This window comes from Rhodococcus sp. SB1D (assembly GCF_048573875.1).
Classification (GTDB): domain Bacteria; phylum Actinomycetota; class Actinomycetes; order Mycobacteriales; family Mycobacteriaceae; genus Rhodococcus_F; species Rhodococcus_F qingshengii.
In genome coordinates, this window is record NZ_JBMAIQ010000001.1 from 1,001,195 (window position 1) to 1,025,686 (window position 24,492).

The 24,492-nt window shown below is 63.9% G+C and carries 11 protein-coding genes; 8 read left to right on the forward strand and 3 right to left on the reverse strand.

Features of this window, described 5'->3' with window-relative positions; all coding sequences use genetic code 11:
• The first annotated feature begins 103 nt into the window (after positions 1–103).
• From sufB to ACN50D_RS04790, 7 genes are all read left to right on the forward strand, one after another.
• Positions 104–1,564 (forward strand): Fe-S cluster assembly protein SufB, encoded by a 1,461-nt coding sequence (sufB, locus tag ACN50D_RS04760; protein ID WP_003944799.1) that lies wholly within the window; start codon positions 104–106, stop codon positions 1,562–1,564.
• Positions 1,564–2,784, forward strand: a complete 1,221-nt coding sequence (sufD, locus tag ACN50D_RS04765; protein WP_003945011.1) for a Fe-S cluster assembly protein SufD — start codon at positions 1,564–1,566, stop codon at positions 2,782–2,784. The genes sufB and sufD overlap by 1 nt, the downstream gene beginning before the upstream one ends.
• Positions 2,785–2,845: 61 nt before the next feature.
• Positions 2,846–3,652: a Fe-S cluster assembly ATPase SufC gene (sufC, locus tag ACN50D_RS04770; protein ID WP_003944795.1), complete on the forward strand. Its 807-nt coding sequence runs from the start codon at positions 2,846–2,848 to the stop codon at positions 3,650–3,652.
• Between the two features lie 5 nt (positions 3,653–3,657).
• A complete protein-coding gene (locus tag ACN50D_RS04775; protein ID WP_211920193.1) occupies positions 3,658–4,923 on the forward strand; it encodes a cysteine desulfurase in 1,266 nt (421 codons plus the stop codon).
• 3 nt (positions 4,924–4,926) lie between these two features.
• Positions 4,927–5,430: a Fe-S cluster assembly sulfur transfer protein SufU gene (gene sufU / locus ACN50D_RS04780; protein ID WP_003944894.1), complete on the forward strand. Its 504-nt coding sequence runs from the start codon at positions 4,927–4,929 to the stop codon at positions 5,428–5,430.
• Entirely contained in the window at positions 5,427–5,849 is a 423-nt protein-coding gene (locus ACN50D_RS04785; protein WP_003944963.1) for a metal-sulfur cluster assembly factor, read from the forward strand. Before sufU ends, ACN50D_RS04785 begins: the two co-directional genes overlap by 4 nt.
• Positions 5,850–6,188: 339 nt before the next feature.
• Positions 6,189–20,489 (forward strand): non-ribosomal peptide synthetase, encoded by a 14,301-nt coding sequence (locus tag ACN50D_RS04790; RefSeq protein ID WP_211920191.1) that lies wholly within the window; start codon positions 6,189–6,191, stop codon positions 20,487–20,489.
• A 1-nt stretch (position 20,490) separates the two neighbouring features.
• On the opposite strand, the gene ACN50D_RS04795 is transcribed toward ACN50D_RS04790, so the two are convergent.
• Positions 20,491–21,339 carry a Ku protein gene (locus tag ACN50D_RS04795; protein WP_020907736.1) on the reverse strand — a complete coding sequence of 283 codons (849 nt, stop codon included), beginning with the start codon at positions 21,337–21,339 and terminating at the stop codon, positions 20,491–20,493.
• A 140-nt stretch (positions 21,340–21,479) separates the two neighbouring features.
• Here ACN50D_RS04795 and ACN50D_RS04800 point away from each other — a divergent pair, with 140 nt between their 5' ends.
• Positions 21,480–22,451, forward strand: coding sequence for an alpha/beta hydrolase (locus ACN50D_RS04800; RefSeq protein ID WP_211920189.1), 972 nt, complete (start codon positions 21,480–21,482; stop codon positions 22,449–22,451).
• Between the two features lie 14 nt (positions 22,452–22,465).
• Here the strand turns inward: ACN50D_RS04800 and ACN50D_RS04805 are convergent, their stop codons facing one another.
• Complete coding sequence (locus tag ACN50D_RS04805) at positions 22,466–23,596, reverse strand: lycopene cyclase family protein (RefSeq protein WP_211920187.1); 1,131 nt, start codon at positions 23,594–23,596, stop codon at positions 22,466–22,468.
• 10 nt (positions 23,597–23,606) lie between these two features.
• The gene (locus tag ACN50D_RS04810; RefSeq protein ID WP_047270400.1) at positions 23,607–24,392 is read right to left on the reverse strand and encodes an SDR family oxidoreductase; all 786 of its coding nucleotides are present in this window, start codon (positions 24,390–24,392) and stop codon (positions 23,607–23,609) included.
• Between the last annotated feature and the right edge of the window lie 100 nt (positions 24,393–24,492).

Below are 24,492 nucleotides of genomic sequence, written 5' to 3' on the forward strand. Positions count from 1 at the left end.
ATTTTTCAGCTAGTTCTTCAAAGTCAGAACTGCTCGACCACAGCGACCAGCCCTCGCTGAACCCGAGCAGCCGTCAAGAAACAAGACTCCGGAAGGAGCTCGCATGACCGTCACATCAGACCAGGCGACTACCACTGCGGCAGCAGGCACCGAGCCGCTCACGCAGGAAGAGACCATCGCGTCCCTCGGTCATTACGGCTACGGCTGGTCCGATTCCGACGAAGCCGGAGCCAGCGCGCAGCGCGGGTTGTCCGAGGCTGTCGTGCGGGACATCTCCGCCAAGAAGAGCGAGCCCGAGTGGATGCTCGACATCCGCCTCAAGGCGCTGCGCACCTTCGACAAGAAGCCGATGCCGAACTGGGGCAGCGACCTCGAAGGTATTCACTTCGACAACATCAAGTACTTCGTCCGGTCCAGCGAGAAGCAGGCCGAGTCGTGGGAAGACCTGCCCGAGGACATCAAGAACACGTACGACAAGCTCGGCATCCCCGAGGCGGAGAAGCAGCGCCTCGTTGCCGGCGTCGCAGCTCAGTACGAGTCCGAGGTCGTCTACCACTCGATCCGTGAGGACCTCGAGGAGCAGGGCGTCATCTTCCTCGACACGGACACCGGTCTCAAGCAGCACCCGGAGCTGTTCAAGGAGTACTTCGGATCGGTCATCCCGGCCGGCGACAACAAGTTCTCCGCGCTGAACACCGCCGTGTGGTCGGGCGGCTCGTTCATCTACGTTCCGCCGGGAGTCCACGTGGACATCCCGTTGCAGGCGTACTTCCGCATCAACACCGAGAACATGGGTCAGTTCGAGCGCACCCTGATCATCGTCGACGAAGATGCCTCCGTGCACTACGTCGAGGGTTGCACCGCGCCGATCTACAAGTCCGATTCACTGCACTCGGCCGTCGTCGAGATCATCGTGAAGAAGGGCGGCCACTGCCGCTACACGACCATCCAGAACTGGTCCAACAACGTCTACAACCTGGTGACCAAGCGCACCAAGGTCGAGGCCGGCGGATCCATGGAGTGGGTCGACGGCAACATCGGCTCCAAGGTCACCATGAAGTACCCGGCCGTGTGGCTGATGGGCGAGTACGCCCGCGGTGAGGTTCTCTCCGTTGCGTTCTCCGGCGAGGGCCAGCACCAGGACACCGGCGCCAAGATGCTCCACCTCGCGCCGCACACGTCCTCGACCATCATCAGCAAGTCTGTCGCCCGTGGTGGTGGACGTGCGTCGTACCGCGGTCTGGTGCAGGTCAACAAGGGTGCCCACGGCTCCAAATCGACCGTCAAGTGTGACGCTCTGCTGGTCGACCAGATCAGCCGAAGCGACACCTACCCGTACGTCGACATCCGCGAGGACGACGTCACCATGGGTCACGAGGCCACCGTTTCGAAGGTCAGTGACGATCAGCTCTTCTACCTGATGAGCCGCGGACTGACCGAGGACGAGGCGATGGCCACCATCGTGCGTGGATTCGTCGAGCCCATCGCGAAGGAACTCCCGATGGAGTACGCGCTCGAGCTCAACCGCCTTATCGAACTTCAGATGGAAGGGGCTGTGGGTTAGTGACCACGCCAGAGACCGGAGTCATCGGAGCTGTTGCCGGGGAGAACCCGACCGCTCCTGTAAAGGGTGCAGCCACAGGCTCACCCATCACGAACAAGGGTGAGCAGTTCTCCTCGTTCGACGTCAATGCTTTCGAGGTTCCCGGCGGACGTGACGAGATCTGGCGGTTCACCCCGCTGCGTCGCCTCCGGGGATTGCACGACGGCAGCGCCGTCGCCAACGGACAGGTCACCGTCGAGGTCGACGGCGGCAGCGACATCACCGTCGAGACCGTCGGCCGTGACGACGCACGTCTGGGCAAAGCCGGCGTTCCCGCTGATCGCATTGCAGCGCAGGCGTATTCGAGCTTCGAGACGGCAACGGTCATCTCGGTTGGTGCCGAGGTCGAGGTCGAGAAGCCCGTTGTAGTCACCATGACCGGCCCCGGAGTCGACAACGTCGCCTACGGACACACCCAGATTCGTCTGGCGCAGTTCGCCAAGGCGACGTTCGTGATCGACCAGCGCGGCAGCGGAACCTTCGCGGAGAACATCGAATTCGTTCTCGGTGACAGTTCGCAGCTGACCGTGGTGGCCATCCAGGACTGGGCGGACGACGCAGTTCACGTGACGTCACACCACGCTCGCCTGAACCGCGACGCAGTGCTTCGATACACCTCGATCAGCCTGGGCGGCGACCTGGTTCGCCTGTCCGCCACCGTCAAGTACGACGGACCGGGCGGCGACGCCGAACTGCTCGGCCTGTACTTCGCCGACGCCGGCCAGCATCTGGAACAGCGTCTGCTGGTGGACCATTCGCAGCCCAACTGCAAGTCCAACGTGGTCTACAAGGGTGCGCTTCAGGGAGATCCCGGATCCGGCAAGCCCGACGCGCACACCGTGTGGATCGGCGACGTTCTCATCCGCGCCGCAGCGGAGGGCACCGACACGTTCGAGCTCAACCGCAACCTGGTGCTGACCGACGGCGCCCGCGCCGACTCGGTTCCGAACCTCGAAATCGAAACCGGTGAGATCGTCGGGGCCGGCCACGCAAGTGCAACGGGACGTTTCGACGACGAGCAGCTGTTCTACCTGCGTGCTCGTGGTATCCCGGAGGATCAGGCTCGTCGTCTGGTCGTACGTGGGTTCTTCCACGAAATCATCAACAAGATCGCTGTTCCCGAGGTGCGCGATCGCCTCGAAGCCGCAGTCGAAGCCGAACTCGCAGCCGTCGGCTCCTGACCGCCCCGCCTGCGACACCACCCCGTCGCTACGCTCGCCCGCCTCATCTTGAAGGAATTTCATGTCTACCAGTGACAACACCACCACCTCGGTCCTCGAGGTTCGTGACCTGCACGTCGAGGTCGCCAACTCCGATGCCAACGCCGAGCCCATCCAGATCCTCAAGGGCGTCGACCTGACGGTCCGCTCCGGGGAGACCCACGCGATCATGGGCCCCAACGGCTCCGGCAAGTCGACTCTGTCGTACGCCATCGCCGGTCACCCCAAGTACCAGGTCACGTCCGGCTCCATCACCCTCAACGGTGAAGACGTCCTCGCAATGAGCGTCGACGAGCGTGCACGTGCCGGTCTCTTCCTGGCCATGCAGTACCCCGTCGAGGTTCCCGGCGTTTCCATGTCCAACTTCCTGCGCACCGCCGCTACGGCCGTGCGAGGCGAGGCTCCCAAGCTGCGCCACTGGGTCAAGGAAGTCAAGGAAGCCCTCAGCGAGCTCGAGATCGATCCCTCGTTCATCGAGCGCTCGGTCAACGAAGGCTTCTCCGGTGGCGAGAAGAAGCGCCACGAGATCCTGCAGTTGGGCATGCTCAAGCCGAAGATCGCGATCCTCGACGAGACCGACTCCGGCCTCGACGTCGACGCTCTGCGCACCGTCTCCGAAGGCGTCAACCGCTACAAGGAGCGCGAGAACGGCGGCGTTCTGCTGATCACGCACTACACGCGCATTCTGCGCTACATCAACCCCGACTTCGTTCACGTGTTCGTCGGTGGCCGCATCGTCGAGTCCGGTGGACCGGAGCTGGCCGACGAGCTCGAGACCAACGGCTACGTTCGTTTCACCGCGGACACCGCAGCTACCCAGGGAGCGTAATCACGATGACCACCTCGGTGCGCGAGCTCGACGTCACAGCGGTTCGGGCCGACTTCCCGATCCTGGCGCGAACCGTGCGCGACGGAAAACCTTTGGTGTACTTGGATTCCGGCGCTACCTCACAGCGTCCGGTCCAGGTTCTCGATGCCGAACGGGACTTCCTGACCACGTGTAACGCGGCAGTACACCGGGGTGCTCATCAGCTCGCAGAAGAGGCGACTGACGCGTACGAGAATGCTCGCGCCACCATCGCTTCCTTCGTGGGTGCGGATTCGGACGAGTTGGTGTTCACCAAGAACGCCACCGAGGCTCTCAATCTGGTGACCCACGTTCTCGGTGACGATCGCTTCGACCGCCATGTCGGTCCTGGCGACGAAATCGTCATCACCGAACTCGAACACCACGCCAACCTCGTTCCCTGGCAGGAACTTGCGCGCCGAACCGGTGCGACGCTCAAGTGGTACGGCGTCACCGACGACGGCCGGATCGATTTTGATTCGCTGGAGCTGACGGACGCGGTGAAGGTCGTTTCGTTCACCCACCAGTCCAACGTGACCGGCGCGATCGCGCCCGTCGAGGAATTGGTGCGACGAGCACGCGCCGTCGGTGCACTCGTCGTGCTCGACGCGTGCCAGTCGGTGCCTCACATGGCGGTCGACTTCCACGAACTGGGAGTGGACTACGCGGCGTTCTCCGGTCACAAGATGCTCGGCCCTTCGGGGGTCGGAGTTCTCTACGGCCGTCGTGAACTGCTGGCAGCGATGCCTCCGTTCATCACCGGTGGCTCGATGATCGAGACGGTCACCATGGAGGTCAGCACTTACGCGCCACCGCCTCAGCGTTTCGAAGCCGGCGTACCGATGACCTCACAGGTGGTCGGGTTGGGCGCTGCCGTGGATTACCTGAACACCTTCGGGATGGACGCAGTCGCCGCGCACGAGCACGTGTTGGTGGAGGCTGCTCTCGAAAAGTTGTCGGCGATCGAAGGTCTGCGCATCATCGGACCACAGACGTCCGAGAACCGCGGCGGCGCGATTTCCTTTGTCGTGGACGGTATTCACGCCCACGACCTCGGACAGATCCTCGACGACGAGGGCGTCGCGATTCGCGTCGGACACCATTGTGCGTGGCCGCTGCATCGTAAGTTCGGTGTCGCTGCGACGGCCCGTGCGTCGTTTGCGCTCTACAACACCACCGCGGAAATCGATGTTCTCGTTGCCGCGATCAAGCGTGCGCAGGAATTTTTCGGTGTCGCAGGGGAGTTGAACTGAATCATGCGCATGGAGCAGATGTATCAGGAAGTGATCCTCGATCACTACAAACATCCGCACGGCCGCGGACTCCGTGAGCCGTTCGGCGCCGAGGTGCACCACGTCAACCCGACGTGTGGCGACGAGGTGACGTTGCGCGTCCAGATATCCGAGGACGGAACGGTCTCCGACGTCTCGTACGACGGTCAGGGTTGTTCGATCAGCCAGGCGTCGACGTCGGTGCTCAACGACCTCGTCATCGGGATGCAGGTCACCGACGCACTGAAGACGGTGACGGCGTTCAACGAGATGGTGAGCAGTCGGGGCACCGTCGAGGGGGACGAGGACGTTCTCGGCGACGGTATCGCGTTCGTCGGAGTCTCGAAGTATCCGGCACGCGTGAAGTGCGCCTTGCTCGGATGGATGGCATTCAAGGATGCTGTAGTCCAGATTGTCGACGGCAGTGCTGTGACGACGGCGGACAGCAGCAGTGAATTGGTCGACACGACTGAAGGACAGGGATCATGACCGAGACACAACCAGTGCAGGACGCCGAGGTCGGCGCTCCGGTGAATCCGAATCCCGATTCCACTGCGGAATTCGGTGGCGCACAGGGCAGTGGCACTGTCCCGTCGCCTGAGCGACTCGACGAACTCGAAGAAGCGATGCGCGACGTCGTCGATCCCGAACTGGGAATCAACGTCGTCGATCTCGGCTTGGTCTACGGACTCTTCGAAGACGACGGTGTCGTCACTATCGACATGACTTTGACGTCGGCGGCGTGCCCGTTGACCGACGTGATCGAGGACCAGGCGCGCGGCGCACTTGTGCGTAGCGATCTGTGTACCGACATGAAGATCAACTGGGTGTGGTTGCCGCCGTGGGGACCGGACAAGATCACCGAAGACGGACGCGAGCAACTGCGCGCACTCGGCTTCACGGTCTGACAAGCAACCTCGGCACGATCAACTGAATACATTTCACCGGAGCGTCGGTGCCCGTTCGTCGGGTACCGGCGCTTCGGTTTGTTATATAGGGCCGTTTTAGCCATGATATTCAGGACAATAGTCCCAAATGGTTGTTTGATGAATATTTGCTGGAAGCTGACTGATCGGTAACATCGCAGCTGATTGTCACGATGTGATCTCCGGCGGGCGATTTGCCAGTTTCCACCCGAGCTTTCCAAAGTATTCGTCTCATTTTCGAAGTGCCCCGATCAGTTCGAAGCGTCCAGCGGACGCATAAACCTGTTTGCATCATGATCAAGTTGTAAGAGGGAGATTCGTGTGGATGGCAGTCCCGACCGAGGAATCGTTTCCGCAGCTCGTCCGGACGACGAACTCACCTTCCCTCTTTCTGCCGCGCAACTTTCCCTGCTTGTCGCACAACAGCTTCGACCCGAGATTCCCGTCAGCATCGCTCAGTACGTGGACGTGGACGGCCCACTCGACATCGAGCTGCTGACCGCTGCCAGCAAACAGACCGGTCGTGAGATCGGCTCCGGATATCTTCGCCTGGTCGAGGTGGACGGGGTTGCGCGTCAGTGGCTCGATCTCGACATGGACGACTCCCTCGACGTGGTCGATCTTCGCGCCGAATCGGATCCGGAATCTGCAGCGCAGGAATGGATGCGCAGAGAGCACACTGCTGCCATCGATCCGTTCACCGATCGCCTGGTCAGGCTGGCAGTCCTGGTGCTTCGCGACGACCATTACTACTGGTACAGCCGTATTCATCACGTAGCGCTCGACGGTTTCGGCGCGATGTCGATGATGAACCGCACAGCCGAGATCTACACCGCCGCGGTGCGCGATCTACCAGTTCCCCCAGCGGTAACTGCCCCCCTCCAATCGTTGGTGAAGGCAGAGGCCGACTATCTGGGCTCAACCCGGTGGGAACGCGATCGCGACTACTGGAACACCAAGATGGCCGACAAACCGGGCGGAACCTCGCTCGCGTCCTCGACTGCTCCGTCGCAGGCATGGTCGCGCCTACGGTCGGCCACGGTACCTACGGAACTGCGGAGCTCCCTCGAACGGCTGGCCGCCGCCCACGACGTGACGACGTCGTCAGTGGTGATCGGTGCTCTGGCGGCTTACCTCGCCCGGGCCACCGGGACCCGCGACGTGGTCCTCAGCCTGCCGGTCTCGGGGCGGACGACAAAAGCTGCTCGCAGGTCCGGCGGAATGATGTCGAACGTAGTCCCGATACGTGCGAGCGTCGATCCGCATTTCGCGGTCGGGGACCTGCTGCACGAGGTGAAGATCGAACTCACCGGCGCACTGCGTCATCAGAAGTACCGCCACGAGGACCTACGACGCGACCTCAACGCCGGTGATCACAGCATCGCCGACGGACGAGGCTTCCACGGGCCGTTGATCAACCTCATGCTGTTCCATTCCGGAATCACTTTCGGGGACGCGCACGGCGAACTGAACGTGATCTCGACCGGGCCGATCGAAGACCTCTCCGTCAACGTCTATCAGACTTCCGCAGCCGAAGAGATCCAGATCGACTTCGCCGCGAACCCAGACCTGTACACCAACGAGGACATCTCGCGTCACCACCGGCGTTTCCTCGAATTCCTCGAATTATTCTGCGCCGCAGAATCGGGAACTCGATTGATGGACATCGACCCCGACGCCGCGGGGAAATGGATCGCCGAAGTCCAACACGCCCGCAACGTCGAGTACTGGTCTGCGACCTTGTCGAACCCCGCCGAGGAACTGGGTTTGCCGGTCGTCGCCGGATCCGGTCGAACGTCCACGCCCCTCGAGATCGAGGCAGGCCTCTGCCGGAGCCTCGAGACGATGGCGACGACGATGAACACGAGTCTGTTCGTGCTGTTCCAGTCTGCGATGGCCGGACTGCTGCGCCGCGTCGGTTCGGCCGACGAGGTGTCGATCGGCGTCTCGGTCCGAGGGTACGGCGCCTCCAATCCGGACGATTTCGTCTCGATGTTCGCCAACCAGTTGGTGCTTCGCTCGACGGTGTCGAACACCATGACGCTCACCGACCTGGTCGGTGCGGTGGACACCGTCGCAATCGAAGCTCTCGAACACGCAGACATTCTTCTGTCTTCGGTGACCGCCGCACTCGGTGACGGCCGCTGGGTCGAGACGGGCCCGTTGTTCCGGGCGATGGTCTGCTTCGAGGAGCCGCTGGATGCTCACCCGAGATTTCCGGGGCTCATGGTCGGTGCGCCTATCGGATCGGATCTGGCCACCGTGCCGGAACTGTTTGTCTCCCTGGCGATTCCGACTGGTGAGCATGCCGATTTCGATCAGCCGATCTCCGGTGTTCTGGATTGGCTCGGCACGAAGGAGCAAGCCGAGGACCTCGCCGACCGTTATCTACGAATCTTGACCGCGATGGTCGGTGCTCCGCACTCGGCGCTCGGCTCAGTGGATCTACTGCGCCCGGACGCGCGCCAGGCGCTGGTGCCGCCCGTTCTGCCGATTACCCCGGTCCGAACGCTCTCCGAGATCCTTTCCGACCGCATTCGGGCGACCCCGGAAGCGATCGCCGTTGTCGCAGGTAGCGAGCGCGTGTCGTACCGCGAACTCGATCGACGATCGAATCAGTTGGCGCGCAAGCTCGTCGATCATGGCGTGCGATCCGAGTCGTTGGTCGGAATCATGCTGCCGAAATCCGTGGACATGATCGTTGCCGCTGTCGCGGTAGTGAAGGCCGGCGGCGGATACCTCCCACTCGATGGTGCGCACCCCGCCGAGCGTTTGGCGTATGTGGTCGAGGATGCGCAACCGGTGTGCGTCATCTCCGATTCCACTTTCCCGAACTCCACTTTCCCGAACTCCGCCTTCCCGAACTCTGACGTGGTGGTCGTCGGGGTCGAGTCCGACGAGTACTCCGGTGAGAGTCTGGAAACCGATGAGCGCCCGCGCGGACACGGAGCCGACAATCTGGCGTACGTGATCTACACCTCGGGGTCGACGGGACGACCCAAAGGTGTCTCCGTCACCCACGCCACCGTGGTGCGATTGTTCGAGAACACGCACGTCGAATTCGGATTCGACGGCAACGACGTGTGGACGATGTTCCACTCGTTCGCCTTCGACTTCTCGGTGTGGGAACTGTGGGGCGCGCTGCTCCACGGCGGAACGCTGGTCCTGGTCGATCACGAGGTATCACGCGACCCTGACGCCTTCCGGGCGCTGGTCGCCGCAGAAGGCGTCACCGTGCTCAATCAGACGCCCTCGGCCTTCTACCAGTACATCGAAGCCGACCTTCGAGCCGATTCGGAGACCCGGCTCCGGTACGTGATCTTCGGTGGCGAAGCCTTGGATCTTCGTCGCCTCGGGCGCTGGTACGACAATCACCAGGGCTACGACAATCACACGGAATCCGGGCCCGCACTCGTCAACATGTACGGCATCACCGAGACGACGGTGCACGTCACCCATCTCGAACTCGACCGGGCGAGCGCGAGTGCGGTTACCGGCAGCCGGATCGGTGACGCGATCGACGGACTTCGTGTGTACCTGCTCGACGAGCATCTCTCCCCGGTCCCGGTGGGGATCGCGGGGGAGATCTATGTCGCGGGCGGTCAACTCGCCCGTGGCTATCTGGGCCGTCCAGACCTCACCGCGGGCCGGTTCGTTGCCGATCCTTTCAATGCCGGCGGACGACGGTTGTACCGGTCCGGCGACCGCGCACGATGGATTGCGCCCGGACACCTCGAGTACCTCGGACGCGGCGACGCGCAGGTCAAGATCCGCGGATTCCGGATCGAACTCGGCGAAATCGACTCCGTCATCCTCAGCGCGCCGGGAATCGACGATGCCGTGACGGTTGTGGCTCCGACGCCGGCGGGCGGCGCTCTCGTGACCTATGTGACCACTTCCGACGTCGTGGACGCCGAAGCCCTCCGAGCTCACGCCGCCGAAGCCCTCCCGACCTACATGGTTCCCGATGCCTTCATGGTCCTCGATTCGATTCCGTTGACCACCAACGGAAAACTGGACCGGCGTGCGCTGCCTTCGCCTATCCTGGCCTCCACCAAGGTCTTCCGACCCCCGACGACCCCGACCGAGGGCAAGGTTGCGGCGGTTCTGGCTGACATCCTGAGTAGTGGACCGCTCGGACTCGACGATAATTTCTTCCATCTGGGCGGAAACTCGCTGGTAGCGACGACGGCGGTAGCGCGCTTGACCGAAGCCACCGGGGTTAAAATGCCGCTGCGTGCACTCTTCGACCATCCCACGGTGTCTGGGATCGCGGCGACGATCGAGCGTGCGGCACAGACCCCGGACGCCGACGGTATTCAGGTCGTGGCCCGGCCGCCTGTACTGCCTCTCGCTCCCGCGCAGCAGCGACTGTGGTTCCTGAACCGCGTGGCACCGGAATCAGGTGCGTACAACATTCCACTGGCGGTGTCGTTGCGCGGCGCCGTCGATCCCGACGCACTCAGTGCCGCGATCGTGGACGTCGTGACACGTCACGAGTCACTACGCACCGTGTTTCCTCAGATCGGGGACAACGCGACGCAGAAGGTTCTGGGCCTGGGCGAGGGGATCGCAGGGCTCGAGTCGATCGACGTGGAACGCGGAAGCCTCGAGAGAGTGATCTTCGAATTCTCTTCGGCCGGTTTCGATCTGGTCCGCGAACGTCCGGTGCGCTACCTGCTGATCACTGTCGCCGCCGAGAAGGAAGGCGATGACGAGGAAGCTGTCCTCGTAGTGGTTCTGCACCACATGGTGGCCGACGGTTGGTCGCTCGCGCCGTTGGCTGCTGATCTCACCGGCGCCTACGCCGCCCGCGTCGGCGGCAACAGCCCGCAGTGGGCACCCCTTCCGGTGCAGTACGCCGACTACACGCTCTGGCACCGAGAACACCTCGGCGACGCGTCATCCACCGATTCACTTGCCCACTCACAGATCGCGTTCTGGAAGCAGCAGCTGGCGGGAGCGCCCGAGCAGCTCCACCTGCCGACGGACCGTCCGCGCGCACTCGACCCGACCATGCGCGGAGCCGGAGTCGACATCAGAATCGGCGCTTCCACGCATCAGAGGCTCGTTGTACTTGCCGCCGATCACGACGCCACGCCGTTCATCGCCCTGCACGCGTGCTTCGCCCTGCTTCTGGCCAGGTACAGCGGCACGGACGACATCGTCATCGGAACACCGGTGGCCGGACGAGGGGACAGATCTCTCGATCTGCTCGTCGGCATGTTCGTCAACACTCTGGCCTTGCGGACCGTCGTCGATCGGGACGCAACGTTCGCCGCACACCTGTCGCAGGTCAGGGCCGTCGACGTGGATGCCTTCGACAATGCGGACGTGCCTTTCGACGTCGTCGTGGACGCGCTCGAACTGGACCGCTCGCCTGCGCACCATCCGGTCTTTCAAGCTGCCATCACCTCGCGGATAACCACCGCTCACACAGCCGAACTGGCCGGGGTGTCGATGACGGCGCGGGCAGTCGAGACGGGGCTGACCAAGTTCGACCTCGAGCTCACCGTTACCGAACGTCACGAGTCCGGGGCCGCAGCAGGAATCGATGCCACGTTCACCTATTCCACCGACCTGTTCGACAACGCGACCGTCGAAGCCTTGGCGCGAAACTTCGTAACCCTCGTGGAATCGGCAGTGTCGGAACCGACTGCATCGGTTGGTGACCTTCGTGTACTCGGATCGCGGGAGAGTGCCGCGACGTTGCCGCGACGCGGTGTGGCTTCGGTGGGCGAATCGACGCTGGCGCAGATCCTCGGAGACACCGCGAGGAAGTATCCCGACGCGATCGCCCTCGAAGACTCCGAGCGCTCACTCTCGTACGGGGAGCTGGAGCGTCGATCGAATCGGATCGCTCGATACCTCATGGATCTGGGCGTCGGCCCCGAGACACCGGTCGCACTGGCAGTTGCCCGATCGGCCGACTCCGTGCTCGCAGTCTGGTCGGTCACCAAAGCCGGTGGCGTTTTCGTCCCGGTCGATCCCCGTTATCCCGCAGATCGAGTTGCGCACATGCTCGCGGATTCGGGTGTGCGGATCGGAATTCGGTCCGCCGAGGTTGCGGCCGGTCCGGCAGCCGGTGGGAACGTCGCAGTCTGGATCGACCTCGGCGACGCGGACACGGTTGCAGAATGTGCCGCCTACTCCGACGCTGCCATCGACGACGCTGACAGAACAGCGTCGATCACTGCGGCGTCGGCCGCGTACGTCATCTACACGTCCGGCTCGACCGGAGTGCCGAAGGGCACCGTCGTCACTCACGCGGGTTTGGCCAATCTTGCTCGCGAACAACAGGATCGGTACCGGATCACCGCCGGGTCGCGGACTCTGCATTTTGCGTCACCGAGCTTCGACGGCGCCGTACTCGAGCTACTGCTCGCCGGTTCGACCGGCGCGACGATGGTGATCGCCCCTCCCGACATCTACGGAGGGGAGGCGTTGAGCGAGTTCCTCCGAAGCCACGAGGTCACTCATGCCTTCATCACTCCGGCTGCGCTGGCGACCGTCGATCCGGCGGGCGTGACGGCACTGGAATGCGTAGTCGTCGGCGGCGACGTGTGCACGCCGGAATTGGTCTCGAGCTGGGGCAACGGGCGCAGACTGCACAATGGATACGGTCCGACCGAAACCACCGTCATGGTTGCCATCAGTGACCCACTCTCACCGGGGGAGCCGATCACCATCGGCGGTCCCATCCGCGGAATCGACGCCGTGGTGCTCGACTCTCGGCTGCAACCGGTCCCGATCGGCGGCGTCGGCGAGCTGTACATCGGTGGGCCGGGCCTTGCACGTGGTTACCACCTTCGTCCCGCGCTGACGTCGGATCGGTTTGTCGCGCATCCGTACTCGACGCCCGGTGCCCGGATGTACCGAACCGGTGACCTGGTCCGCTGGACCAAGGACCTGACCCTTCGCTACGTGGGCCGCAGCGATCATCAGCTCAAGATCCGCGGGTTCCGCATCGAACTCGGCGAGATCGACGCTGCTCTGATGGATTCCCCTCTCGTCCAGTTCGCCACGACGATTCCCGTCGAATCCGCCGCGGGTACCACTCTGGCGTCGTACGTGTTGCTGAGCGGCGACGCTGATATCGAGTCGCTGTTCGTGGGACTCGCCGACACGCTGCCGCGGTACATGATTCCGTCGTCGATCACCCCGATCGACGCCATTCCGTTGACTCCGGTCGGCAAACTCGATCGCAGAGCGTTGCCGACGCCGATACCGCGCGAAATCCTCGGAACGGGCCGTGAACCCGAGGCCGGACTCGAACGAACCGTTGCCGACGTGTTCGCTTCACTGCTCGACGTACCCGAGGTCCGAGCAGGAGACAGCTTCTTCGATCTCGGGGGCAACTCGCTCGTCGCGACGCAGGTGTCCGCGCGGTTGAGCGCAGCGACGGGACTCACCGTGGACGTGCGCTCGATCTTCGAAGCACCGACCGTCGAAGCGCTCGCTGCACGTCTGGCGGCGAGCGCCGAAGCATCAGACGATCGACCTGCCCTGAGCGCCGGTGCTCGGCCGGACCGCCTACCGCTCTCCGCCGCGCAACAGCGCCTGTGGTTCGTCAATCGCTTCGACCCCCATTCCGCGGTCTACAACATTCCGTTCGCGATCCGCATCACCGGAGACATCCACGGCGATGCACTCGAGGAGGCGCTTGCGGACGTCATTGCACGCCATGAGGTGCTTCGAACGATCTACGTCGACAGCCCCGACGGCCCGAGCCAGGTCATCCGAGCAATTTCCGACGTGCAGTTCTCCGTCGAGCGCTACCGCGGATCCGAAGGTGTGGACGCGGCGACGACGGAGTTCGCGGCGCGTGGGTTCGATCTCGGTTCGGATCTGCCGATTCGGGCCATGTTGGTGCGCGAGGACACTTTCGCTCACGTACTGGTCGTCGTCATCCACCACATCGCCTTCGACGGCTGGTCCCTGACTCCCTTTGCGACAGATTTCGTCGCGGCGTACTCCGCACGCGTCGTCGGAGACGCCCCGGTTTTCACACCGCTCGACGTGCAGTACGCCGACTACGCGGTGTGGCAGCAAGACTCGCTCGGACAGGTCGGCGACCAGGAGTCTCTGGTTGCCCGCGAACTGACCTTCTGGACCACTGCCATGGCTGGTGCCCCGGACGAGGTACTGCTACCGGTCGATCGCCCACGCGGATCTGTCTCCACGACCGCCGTGGGATCGGTGCCGATCGTCATCGACGCGGCGACCGGGGAGCGTCTCGCCGCCTTGGCGAGGCGCAGTGGCTCGACGCAGTTCATGGTCGTACACGCGATCCTGGCGGTTGTTCTCGCGCGTCTCGGTGCAACCGACGACGTGGTGGTCGGCACCCCGGTGGCAGGCCGCGGGCGACCCGAGCTGGATTCCCTGATCGGGATGTTCGTCAATTCGGTACCGCTTCGCACGCCGGTCGATCACCGAGCGCCGTTCACCTCTCTGCTCGAGGTCGTCCGTGAACGCGACCTTGCCGCCTTTGCGCACCCCGAGCTGCCCTTCGAGGTGCTGGTCGACGCCCTCGATCTCGACCGGTCGACTACGCGACACCCCCTGTTCCAGGTCATGCTGTCCTATCACCAGAACGTGGTTTCGCCGCAGGTCACGGTCCACGACGCGCATCTCGAAGCGCAAGCACTCGAACCGTCCGTCGCGAAGTTCGACCTCGAGTTCACCCTGCTGGCAGGCGATTCCGAGAAGACCGAGATCACCGGGTCGCTCAGGTTTGCCGAGGCGCTCTTCGACATTGCCACCGCGGAAACGATCGCCGCGCGTGTGCAGTCGGTGGCCCGCGCCGTCGCCGCAGATCCGGAGACCGCGATCGGCGACCTAGATTTCCTCAGCACCCTCGAGCGGGCGTCGCTGATGCCGGTACGAGGTCCGGCGTGGACAGCCTCGCGTACCTTGGCCGAAATATTGACGCGGACCGCCACCCGTTCAGGCGATTCGGTGGCCCTTCGATCCGGTGACACCACCGTGCTCTACCGAGATCTCTTCGCCCGTGCATCGGCGCTTGCCCGCCGTCTGACCACGGAAGGGATCGGTGCCGAAGACATTGTGGCGATCGCGATTCCGCGCTCGATCGACTCGATCGTCGCCTTGTGGGGCGTTTCCTTGACCGGCGCCGCGTTTGTTCCGGTCGATCCGCGATACCCCGCCGATCGCATTCTGCACATGCTCACCGACTCCGGAGCCACTCGCGGAGTGACGACGGAAGCGGTGATCGAATCACTGCCCCGCCCGGTTCCGTGGATGGCGATGGACGACATCCACGGCGACGGTGTCGGGCAGCCGGTTCCGGCCGCGCCGATCCGAATCGACAACCTCGCCTACATCATCTACACCTCCGGATCGACGGGAAAGCCCAAGGGTGTCAGCGTCACTCATCGTGGCCTGAGCGCATTGGCGGCCGAGCAGACGGCGCGTTACGGCATCTCGGCGCAGTCGCGGACGCTGCACTTCTCCTCACCGAGCTTCGACGCATCCATCCTCGAACTGCTGCTCGCAGTCGGTGAAGGCGCGACGATGGTGATCGCCTCTCCCGACGTCTACGGCGGCCAGGACCTAGCCGAATTGGTCACCGATCACCAGGTGACCCACGCGTTCATCACACCGGCAGCGCTGGCCTCGGTCGATCCCACCGGGCTGGACGTCTTGCAGTCGATCGTTGTCGGTGGCGAGGCATGCCCACCCGAACTGGTCCGTAAGTGGGCACCGGGTCGCCGATTGTTCAACGGCTACGGGCCGACGGAAACCACCGTCATGGTCTGTATCAGTGATGCCTTGAGCGTGGGGGAGACCGTGACCATCGGCGGGCCCGTCCGCGGCGTGTCCGCGGTAATTCTCGACGGCTCGGCTCAGCCGGTACCCGTCGGGGTCACCGGTGAGCTCTACATCGCCGGCCTGGGACTTGCCCGCGGCTACCTCGACCAACCCGCCTTGACGGCGACGCGATTCGTGGCAGCGCCGTTCGGCCCGGCCGGCACCCGCATGTACCGGACCGGTGACTTGGTTCGGTGGACGCCGCTCGAGACGATCGAATACGTTGGACGCTCCGATCACCAGGTGAAAGTGCGCGGATTCCGCATCGAACTGGGCGAGATCGACTCCGTCCTCAGCACTTACCCCGGCGTCGAGTTCGCGGTCACCGTGGGCGTCGACGCAGCTTCCGGTGAGACGATGTTGGCGTCGTACGTAGTGCTCGGTGCCGATGCGGTCGAGATGGACGAGTTGCTGAGCCATGCGCGCCGCTCACTGCCCGCCTTCATGGTGCCGTCGGCGATCACCCCGATCGATCACGTACCGCTGACCCCCGTCGGGAAACTTGACCGATCGGCGCTGCCGGCGCCGACACTGCGTTCGTCCGAGCGAAGTGTCGAGCCGCTGACGACCGCGACCGAACTCCAGGTTGCCGGCGTCGTGGCGGAACTGCTGGGTATCGAACAGATCAGTGCGTCGGACAGTTTCTTCGAACTCGGTGGCAACTCACTGCTCGCCACCAGACTGGCCCAGCGACTCGGCGAGTCGTTGGGCAGGCAGGTGCCTGTCCGAATGCTGTTCGAGCACCCCGAAATTCGGGAACTTGCCACCGCGCTCGACACATCCGCCGGGGCGAAGGCGCTTCCACCGATCACCGCCGTAGACCGCCCCGAGCGAATTCCGCTGTCCTACGCGCAAGCACGCATCTGGTTCCTCAACCAGATGGATCCTGGCTCACCCGCGTACAACGTCCCTGCTGCGATCTCCCTCGACGGTGCACTCGACGTGCCGGCCCTCGAAGCTGCGGTCCTCGACGTGATCGAAAGGCACGAAATCCTGCGCACGGTGTTCCCCGACTCCGGCACCGGTCCACACCAGGTGATCCAGGATGCATTCACATCGCTCGAGTACGGAAATGCGGACACCCGTGAACCGGCAGAGCTCGCCAGAGAATTCGCGTCGCGTGGATTCGACATCACGACCCAAGCTCCCGTTCGCGCGCTCCTGCTCGAATCGACGCCGCAGCACCACACACTTGTCATCGTGATCCACCACATCGCGGCGGACGGATGGTCGATCGCGCCGTTGATGAAGGACGTGCTCACCGCCTACGTCGCGAGAAGTTCGGGACACGCTCCCGAGTTCACCCCGCTCGAAGTGCACTACGCGGACTTCGCCATCTGGCAGCGGGAAGCGCTGGGCTCGGTGGACGAATCCGCGAGCGTGCTCGGGGCACAGGCGTCGTACTGGCGGGAGACGTTGCGGGGAGCACCTGAATTGATCGACCTTCCGAGCGATCGAGCGCGCCCGCGCACCCAGTCGTTGAGCGGTGCCCACACGGCGGTCTCGCTTCCGGCGCACACCCGGATCGCGGTCGAGGCGGTTGCCGGAGCCAATGCGGCGACGCCGTTCATGGTGCTGCACGCTGCCTATGCCGTCCTGCTGTCCAGGCTGAGTCGAAGCACCGACATCGTGATCGGATCTCCGGTCGCCGGGCGAGGACACCGAGTTCTCGACGACCTGGTGGGAATGTTCGTGGGCACGGTCGGACTGCGCACGACAGTCGACCCCGGGTCGATGTTCGTCGACGTTCTGCGTACTGTCCGCTCCGTCGATCTCGACGCCTTCGCCCACGCGGACATTCCGTTCGAGCAGGTCGTGGACGTGGTGGCGCCGACCCGGAGCACCGACCGTCATCCGGTGTTCCAGACGATGATCTCGTTCCACGGCGCCCACCCGACGACGTGGGACCTGCCTGGACTTGCCGTTCGTGCCCACGAGATCACACCGGACATCGCCAAGTACGACCTGCAGTTCACCGTTGTCGAACAGACCGCGGAGGAAGGCGGCGGCTACGAGGCCTCCCTCACCTACGCGAAGGATCTCTTCGACACCGATACGGCGGAGTCGTTTGCAGTGATGCTGGAAACGATCGTCGAGACACTGACTGCCCAGCCCTCCGCCGTCGTCGGTGACGTGGATCTTGCGGGACGTGGCCTGCGTGCGTTGCCCGGACGTCCGGCCGGCGATGCTTTGACCTTGCCGGAGTTGCTGCTTCGCGGCGCTGCCGATCCGCACGCTCCGGCAATCGTCGACGCCGCCACATCCGTCACGCTCACGTACGGCGAACTCGACCGACGCTCCGACGCTATGGCGTTTGCGTTGATCGCTCGCGGAATAGCGCCGGAAATGATGGTGGCACTGGCGCTTCCGAGGTCGGCCGACTATGTGATCGCGCTCTGGGCCGTAGCGAAAGCCGGCGGAGTGTTTCTTCCCGTGGATCCGGCGTACCCCGCCGAGCGGATCGAGCACATGCTCACCGACGGTGGAGCGGTACTCGGTATCACCAGGGGCGAGTATGCGGCCGACCTTCCGGGTGTCACATCGTGGATCGAGTTGGATGCGATCGAATTCACCACCGAAATCGAGGCAGTCCATTCCGAGACACTGCCGGACGCGCCACTCGAGTTCGACAACTCGGCCTACTTGATCTACACCTCGGGCTCGACAGGAAAACCCAAGGGCGTGTTGGTCACTCACGCGGGACTGGCAGCGTTTGCCGACGAACAGCGGGAGCGTTTCGGCGTCACCGCGCACTCTCGCGCTCTGAGCTTCGCCTCGACGAGCTTCGACGCGTCGGTTCTCGAGCTCCTTCTGGCTTTCGGCGCCGGCGCAACGATGGTGATAGCACCTCCGACAGTTCTCGGCGGTGTCGAATTGCACGAACTGCTCGACGAGCAGACGATCACCCATGCTTTCGTGACTCCAGCCGCCTTGGCGACTGTCGATCCCGCCGGGCTCGACCATCTCGAAGCCGTCGTCGTCGGCGGCGACGCCTGTTCCGCCGACCTCGTATCTCGGTGGGCACCGGGGCGCCGAATGTTCAACGCGTACGGCCCGACCGAGGCCACCGTCGCAGTCACCATCAGTGATTCGCTGGTCGCGGGGGAGCCTGTGACGATCGGCGGCCCGATCCGCGGCGTGGACGCGATGATTCTCGATTCCCGACTGCACTCGGTTCCCGGCCAGGTCGTCGGTGAGCTCTACGTCAGCGGCGACGGTCTCGCCCGCGGGTACCTCGGCAACCCCGCACTCACAGCCGCGCGCTTCGTCGCCGACCCGCATGGACCCGAAGGCGCTCGGATGTACCGCACCGGGGATCTTGTGCGCGAAGATCGCTCAGGGGCACTGATCTACCTCGGACGCGCAGACCACCAGGTCAAGATCCGAGGGTTCCGAATCGAACTCGGAGAAATCGACGCGGTGCTGGCAGCGGAAGCGTCCGTGCATTCGGCTGTCAGCGTCGTCGTCGGGGAGGGCGTCGACGCTCGGATCGTCGCGTACGTCGTCCCGGCACATGCGGACTTCGACGCCGCCGCGCTACGCCGTCACGCAGGTATATCGCTGCCTGCGCACATGATCCCGTCCGCTGTTGTCGTGATCGACGCAGTCCCGACCACACCGGCGGGCAAGCTCGATCGCAGCGCTCTGCCTGCTCCCAACTGGGAGTCGCCGAGTGGACGCAGTCCGGAAGGCAGCGACGAGATCGCGATCTGCGCTGCTTTCGCGGAGGTACTCGATCTGGCCGACGTAGACACGTACGCCGATTCGAGTTTCTTCGAACTCGGCGGCAACTCACTCATGGCAACGCGTTTGGTCGCTGCCATCAAAGAACGCACCAGCATGACCGTCCCCGTCGCGTGGATATTCTCCGACCCGACTCCGGAGGCATTGGCGCGCAGACTCTTCGAACTCGAGGCAACAGTTGTGACAAGTGACGCGGATACCTCCGCACTTGCGGTAGTCCTGCCACTACGTCCGGAAGGCCGCGCCGAGCCACTGTTCTGCATCCATCCGGCCATCGGATTGGCCTGGTGCTACGGAGCGCTCGATCGCTACGTCGACTCCAGCCGGCCGCTCTACGGCCTGCAGTCGCCGGTCCTGACGGACTCCGAATTTCGGGCGGAGCTGATCGAGGACTTCGCGGCGCGGTACGTCGAGGAAATTCGAGGAGTTCAGCCGCACGGTCCGTATCACCTGCTGGGGTGGTCGATCGGCGGATTGATCGCTCACGCGGCGGCGGTGCAGTTGCAAGCCGCGGGTGAGAGCGTCGCCGACCTGATTCTGCTCGACAGCTTCGTTCTCGAAGACCCGACGATGGCAGGCGCGCAGCCTTCTCTCGCCGAACTGATCGGCGGGTTGGGGATCTCGGTCCCGGACACCGGCGTGCGTGATCTGACATCCGAGGACGCCGAAGCACTCTTGCGTGAAACCATCGGCGATCACCCTTTGGTCTCGAGCGATCGGATCGAGCGACTGTTCGAGGAATACTCCGCCGGCGCCGAACTGGCTCACCGATACCGCCCGGGCAAGTTCGTGGGCGATCTGCTGTTCTTCTCGGCACACGCCGACACCTTCGACCCGCTGCGAACCGCGTCGGCGTGGCGACCGTTCGTCTCCGGGGTGATCATCGACCGTCCGGTGCCCACGTCACACGCCGAAATGTTCACCGAGGCAGGTCTGGAGGCGATCGGACCCGTGATCAACCTTGCGGTCGGAACGGGTCGTCACGCGGCCCCGGACGTCGACGCTGAGTTGGACGCTCTGATCGAGGTCCAAGACGTGCGCGGCTGACTCAGGCTCGTTTCTTCCTCGGTGTGGTCGACTTCGACGAGCCGGCCTTGGAGGCGTTCGACTTCGCTTCGTCCACACTGCGCTGCAGTGCGGCAACCAGGTCGACCACCTCCGCATCGGTGCCCTCTTGGTCGACCTCGGCGGCGGGGATGACCTTCTTGCCGCCGTTCTCGATCATCTCGTCGAGCAACTGCCGCAGTTGGAGCTGGTAGTCGTCGGTGAACTCGGTCGGATCGAAGTCGCCCGCCATGCTCTCGACGAGCGTCTGCGCCATCTTCAGTTCCTTGGCCTTCGGCTTCTCCACGTCGTCGAGCGAAGGGAACTCTGCTGCGCGAACTTCGTCGGGCCACAGCAACGTCTGGATCACCAGGACGCCGTCGCGAGCGCGCATCGCGGCCAGGCGCGTCTTCTGTCGCAGCGTGAAATGCACCAGTGCCGTTCGATCACTCTCGGTGAGCACAGTCGAAAGCAGGACGTACGCCTTCGGCGACGCCGAATCGGGTTCGAGGAAGTAACTCTTCTCGAACAAGATCGGATCGATCTGATCGTTCGGCACGAATTCCAGCACCGGAATCTCGTGCTTCTCCGCGGCCGGGAGTTTGTTGAAGTCCTCGTCGCTCAAGATGACGCGCGATCCGTCTTCCGAGTCGTACGCCTTGTCGATGTCCGCGAACTGAACCGTGTTTCCGCACTCGGAACACACACGGTTGTACTTGATGCGGCCACCGTCTTTTGCATGGACCTGGTGAAATCGGATGTCGTGGTCCTCGGTCGCCGAGTACACCTTGACCGGGACGTTGACCAGACCGAAGGCTATCGAGCCTTTCCAAATCGAGCGCATGCCTCCCATGATGGTCGCCGCCGGCCGTTTGCGCGAGACAAACGATCACGGTTGATCCCGAACCGTTGCGTGTGGATGGGTCGGTTCGGGGCGTATCGAGCGGGTATCCGCTTCGAGAACCCGACTCGCACACCTGGGGGGACACTCCGATGAGAATCCGAACCTACCGTCGACGCGTCACCGCGGCGCTGGCGATTTCACTGGTTCCACTGCTGTTTGCGCCTTTGCCCGCGAACGCAGATCCGGCACGCACCGTAACCATCAGCGTCCACTCCGATGCGATGGGCCGCGACATTCCACTCGAGGTGATCCTCCCCGCCGACACGAGCGCCCCACGGCCCACGTTGTATCTGCTCAACGGCGCCGGTGGTGGCGAGGACAGTGCAACGTGGGAAGGACGGACCGATGTCCTGGACTTCTTCGCCGACAAGAACGTCAACGTCGTGACGCCGCTGGAAGGAGCGTTCAGCTACTACACCGACTGGCAGAAAGACGATCCCGTACTCGGGCGCAACAAGTGGCAGACGTTCCTCACTCGCGAACTGCCGCCCGTCATCGATGCGCAGTTCGGTACCAACGGGGTCAACGCCATCGCGGCGATTTCGATGACGGCGACGTCGGTACTCAATCTCGCGATCTCGGCACCAGGGCTTTATCGGAGTGTCGGGGCCTACAGCGGGTGCGCGGAGACTTCCACCCAGCCGGGTCAGGACTATGTGCGGTTGGTGGTCGGCGCGCGGGGTGGCGCTGATCCGACAAACATGTGGGGACCGTTCGACGGTCCGGGGTGGCGCGAGAACGATCCGGTCGTGAACGCGGAGAAGTTGCGGGGGACCGCACTGTACGTTTCCACCGGATCCGGGCTGCCAGGTCCGCACGACAACCTTCAGGCACCCGATGTGGACGGAAATCCCGGAGCCCTCCTTAATCAGATCGTCGTCGGCGGCATCATCGAATCCGCGGTCAACGGGTGCACGCACGGCTTGGCGGACCGACTGAACGCACTGGGCATCCCCGCGACCTTCGACTTCAAACCGACTGGAACCCACTCGTGGGGCTACTGGCAGGACGACCTACACAATTCCTGGCCGATGATCGCCGGCTCGATGGGAGCGCAGTAGTCGGTCCGGAGTGCTCACCTCAGAAACGGAGCGCGCATCAACGTCTTTCGGACGTGCCACGGTGACGATCGGAACAGGGTTGCCATCACCTTCGCTGTCGCGGACGCGTCCCGCCGATCGGACAGGTAGGACCGCTGAGCCTCGACCGGTAGATCGAAGAACGTGTCGAAGAATGTCGCGACCTCTCTCGAGCCGAGGGTGAGAAGTGCGTTCAGGCCAACGCGGCGAAGGGCAGACACCGCCTTGGCCGACCGCGGCCAGAGCGCCGCGTTGGGATCTCCACCGTCGGCGATTGCTTTGGCGACAGCGTCTGCCTCGGCGAGTGACGAGGCAACGCTGTATCCGGTTCCCGGATGCATCAGACCGCCTCGCCCGCCGAAACGGAGGACACCGTCGGGGAACGATTCCTTCGGGCCTTCGACTGCAAAACGGACTCGCTCGACCGGTGCGTCGTCGGGGACTTCGCAGCCCCGATTGCGAAGCCGGGTGCGCAGACGCGCTTCGAGTTCGCGGAGCCCCAACGCCGGCCGGCCGACGAGGCAGGTCTCCTCGAGGAGAACTCGCTCGTCATCTAGTGGGACCGCATAGAGAAACGACGGAGTGTCGGCGTCGGAGGCGCCGTTGTCTGTTCGCCAGTCCATGAACCAGGCTTCGCCACCACCCAGAATCGGATCGGCCAGAGCGCGGTCGACGATCACTCCGAAGGCGGTCTGCTGGGCGGTTGTCACCGTCAGTTCGGTACCCCGGGCGTCGATGACGACGGAACCTGTCAGCTGCGATCCGTCCACGCACAGGACGGCGGTAGGTGACAGTGTTTGAGCACGCAAGGCTCTGAACTGTACGGATGTGCCCGAGAGAAATGATTGCAGTAAAGATGTATTCAATACGCAATATGTGCGATCAAGCGTTTTCTGTCTGCGGGTCCACACGCTCGGGCGTTCGATCCGGCTTGCGATCACATCGACCGGCAGCCACGACGGCAGCTCGTCAGCCCACGCCGAATAGGTCGGCGTCCACACCCGATGGGGATGCGGATCGACAACGACGACGGTGAGTTGCCGGGCGATACAGCGGGTGGCGAGTGCCCGCCCGGCCGGGCCGCCACCGACGATCACCACGTCGGCGGAAGAGTTGTCTGTGCTCACGACCGGCGCACTACATCGATCCCGTTGCGAGCAGACCGCCGTCGACCCGGACCGTTTCGCCCGTGATCCACGCCGCCGCGTCGGAGACGAGGAAGCCGACCAGACCGGCAACGTCCTCGGGGGTGCCGAGCCGCTTCATCGGGTAGCCCGCCGACGCCTTGTCCTCGCCGGCAGCGACCAGGGCTGCCGCGAACTGCGTCTTGACGATCCCGGGAGCTACGGCGTTGACACGAATCTTCGGTCCCAGTTGCCAGGCCAGTTCTTCCGTCAGGCGGATGAGCGCAGCCTTCGACGCGCCGTACGCCGCGATGACGCCCGTCGACCGGATCCCGGCCACACTTGCCAGGTTCACGACGGCTCCACCGTGTTCGCCCATCCATGCCCGATGTGCTTGTTGGACGTAACCGAGGGCGGCAACCACATTCACGTCGAAGATCTTGCGCACGGCGTCGAGGTCCGCTTCCATGAGCGAACCGAAGACGGGGTTGATTCCGGTGTTGTTGACCAGAATGTCGAGTGAACCGAATTCGGACACGGCGCGGTCGACGGCACCGGAGCGGGCTTCGGCATCGGCTGCGTTGCCCGCGAATGCGACGACCTTTCCGCCGTGCCCCAGAGCGGACAGCTCGGATGCGGCGGCCTCGAGGGGCTCCGGCTTGCGGGCTGTGATCAAGACGTCGGCACCGCGAGCGAGGAGTTCGGCGGCGACAGCTTTGCCGATTCCGCGACTTGCGCCGGTGACGATGGCGGCACGGCCTTCGAGGTCGCGAGGACGAGTGCTGTTTTCGCTAGTCATGTCCCGAACGTTAGCGGACTCACACGCTGCTGGTCGGAACGACCGTCAGGTCACGGTAAAATCGATAGTTCTTGTGTCTGTAGTCAGGCATTGTTTACCC

What these genes read in the sequence shown, in the direction of transcription:
- sufU (WP_003944894.1), top strand. Translation starts at nt 4,927, where the DNA reads ATGCGCATGGAGCAGATGTATCAGGAAGTGATCCTCGATCACTACAAA.
- ACN50D_RS04810 (WP_047270400.1), bottom strand. Translation starts at nt 24,392, where the DNA reads ATGACTAGCGAAAACAGCACTCGTCCTCGCGACCTCGAAGGCCGTGCC.
- sufB (WP_003944799.1), top strand. Translation starts at nt 104, where the DNA reads ATGACCGTCACATCAGACCAGGCGACTACCACTGCGGCAGCAGGCACC.
- sufC (WP_003944795.1), top strand. Translation starts at nt 2,846, where the DNA reads ATGTCTACCAGTGACAACACCACCACCTCGGTCCTCGAGGTTCGTGAC.
- ACN50D_RS04775 (WP_211920193.1), top strand. Translation starts at nt 3,658, where the DNA reads ATGACCACCTCGGTGCGCGAGCTCGACGTCACAGCGGTTCGGGCCGAC.
- ACN50D_RS04785 (WP_003944963.1), top strand. Translation starts at nt 5,427, where the DNA reads ATGACCGAGACACAACCAGTGCAGGACGCCGAGGTCGGCGCTCCGGTG.
- ACN50D_RS04795 (WP_020907736.1), bottom strand. Translation starts at nt 21,339, where the DNA reads ATGGGAGGCATGCGCTCGATTTGGAAAGGCTCGATAGCCTTCGGTCTG.
- ACN50D_RS04800 (WP_211920189.1), top strand. Translation starts at nt 21,480, where the DNA reads ATGAGAATCCGAACCTACCGTCGACGCGTCACCGCGGCGCTGGCGATT.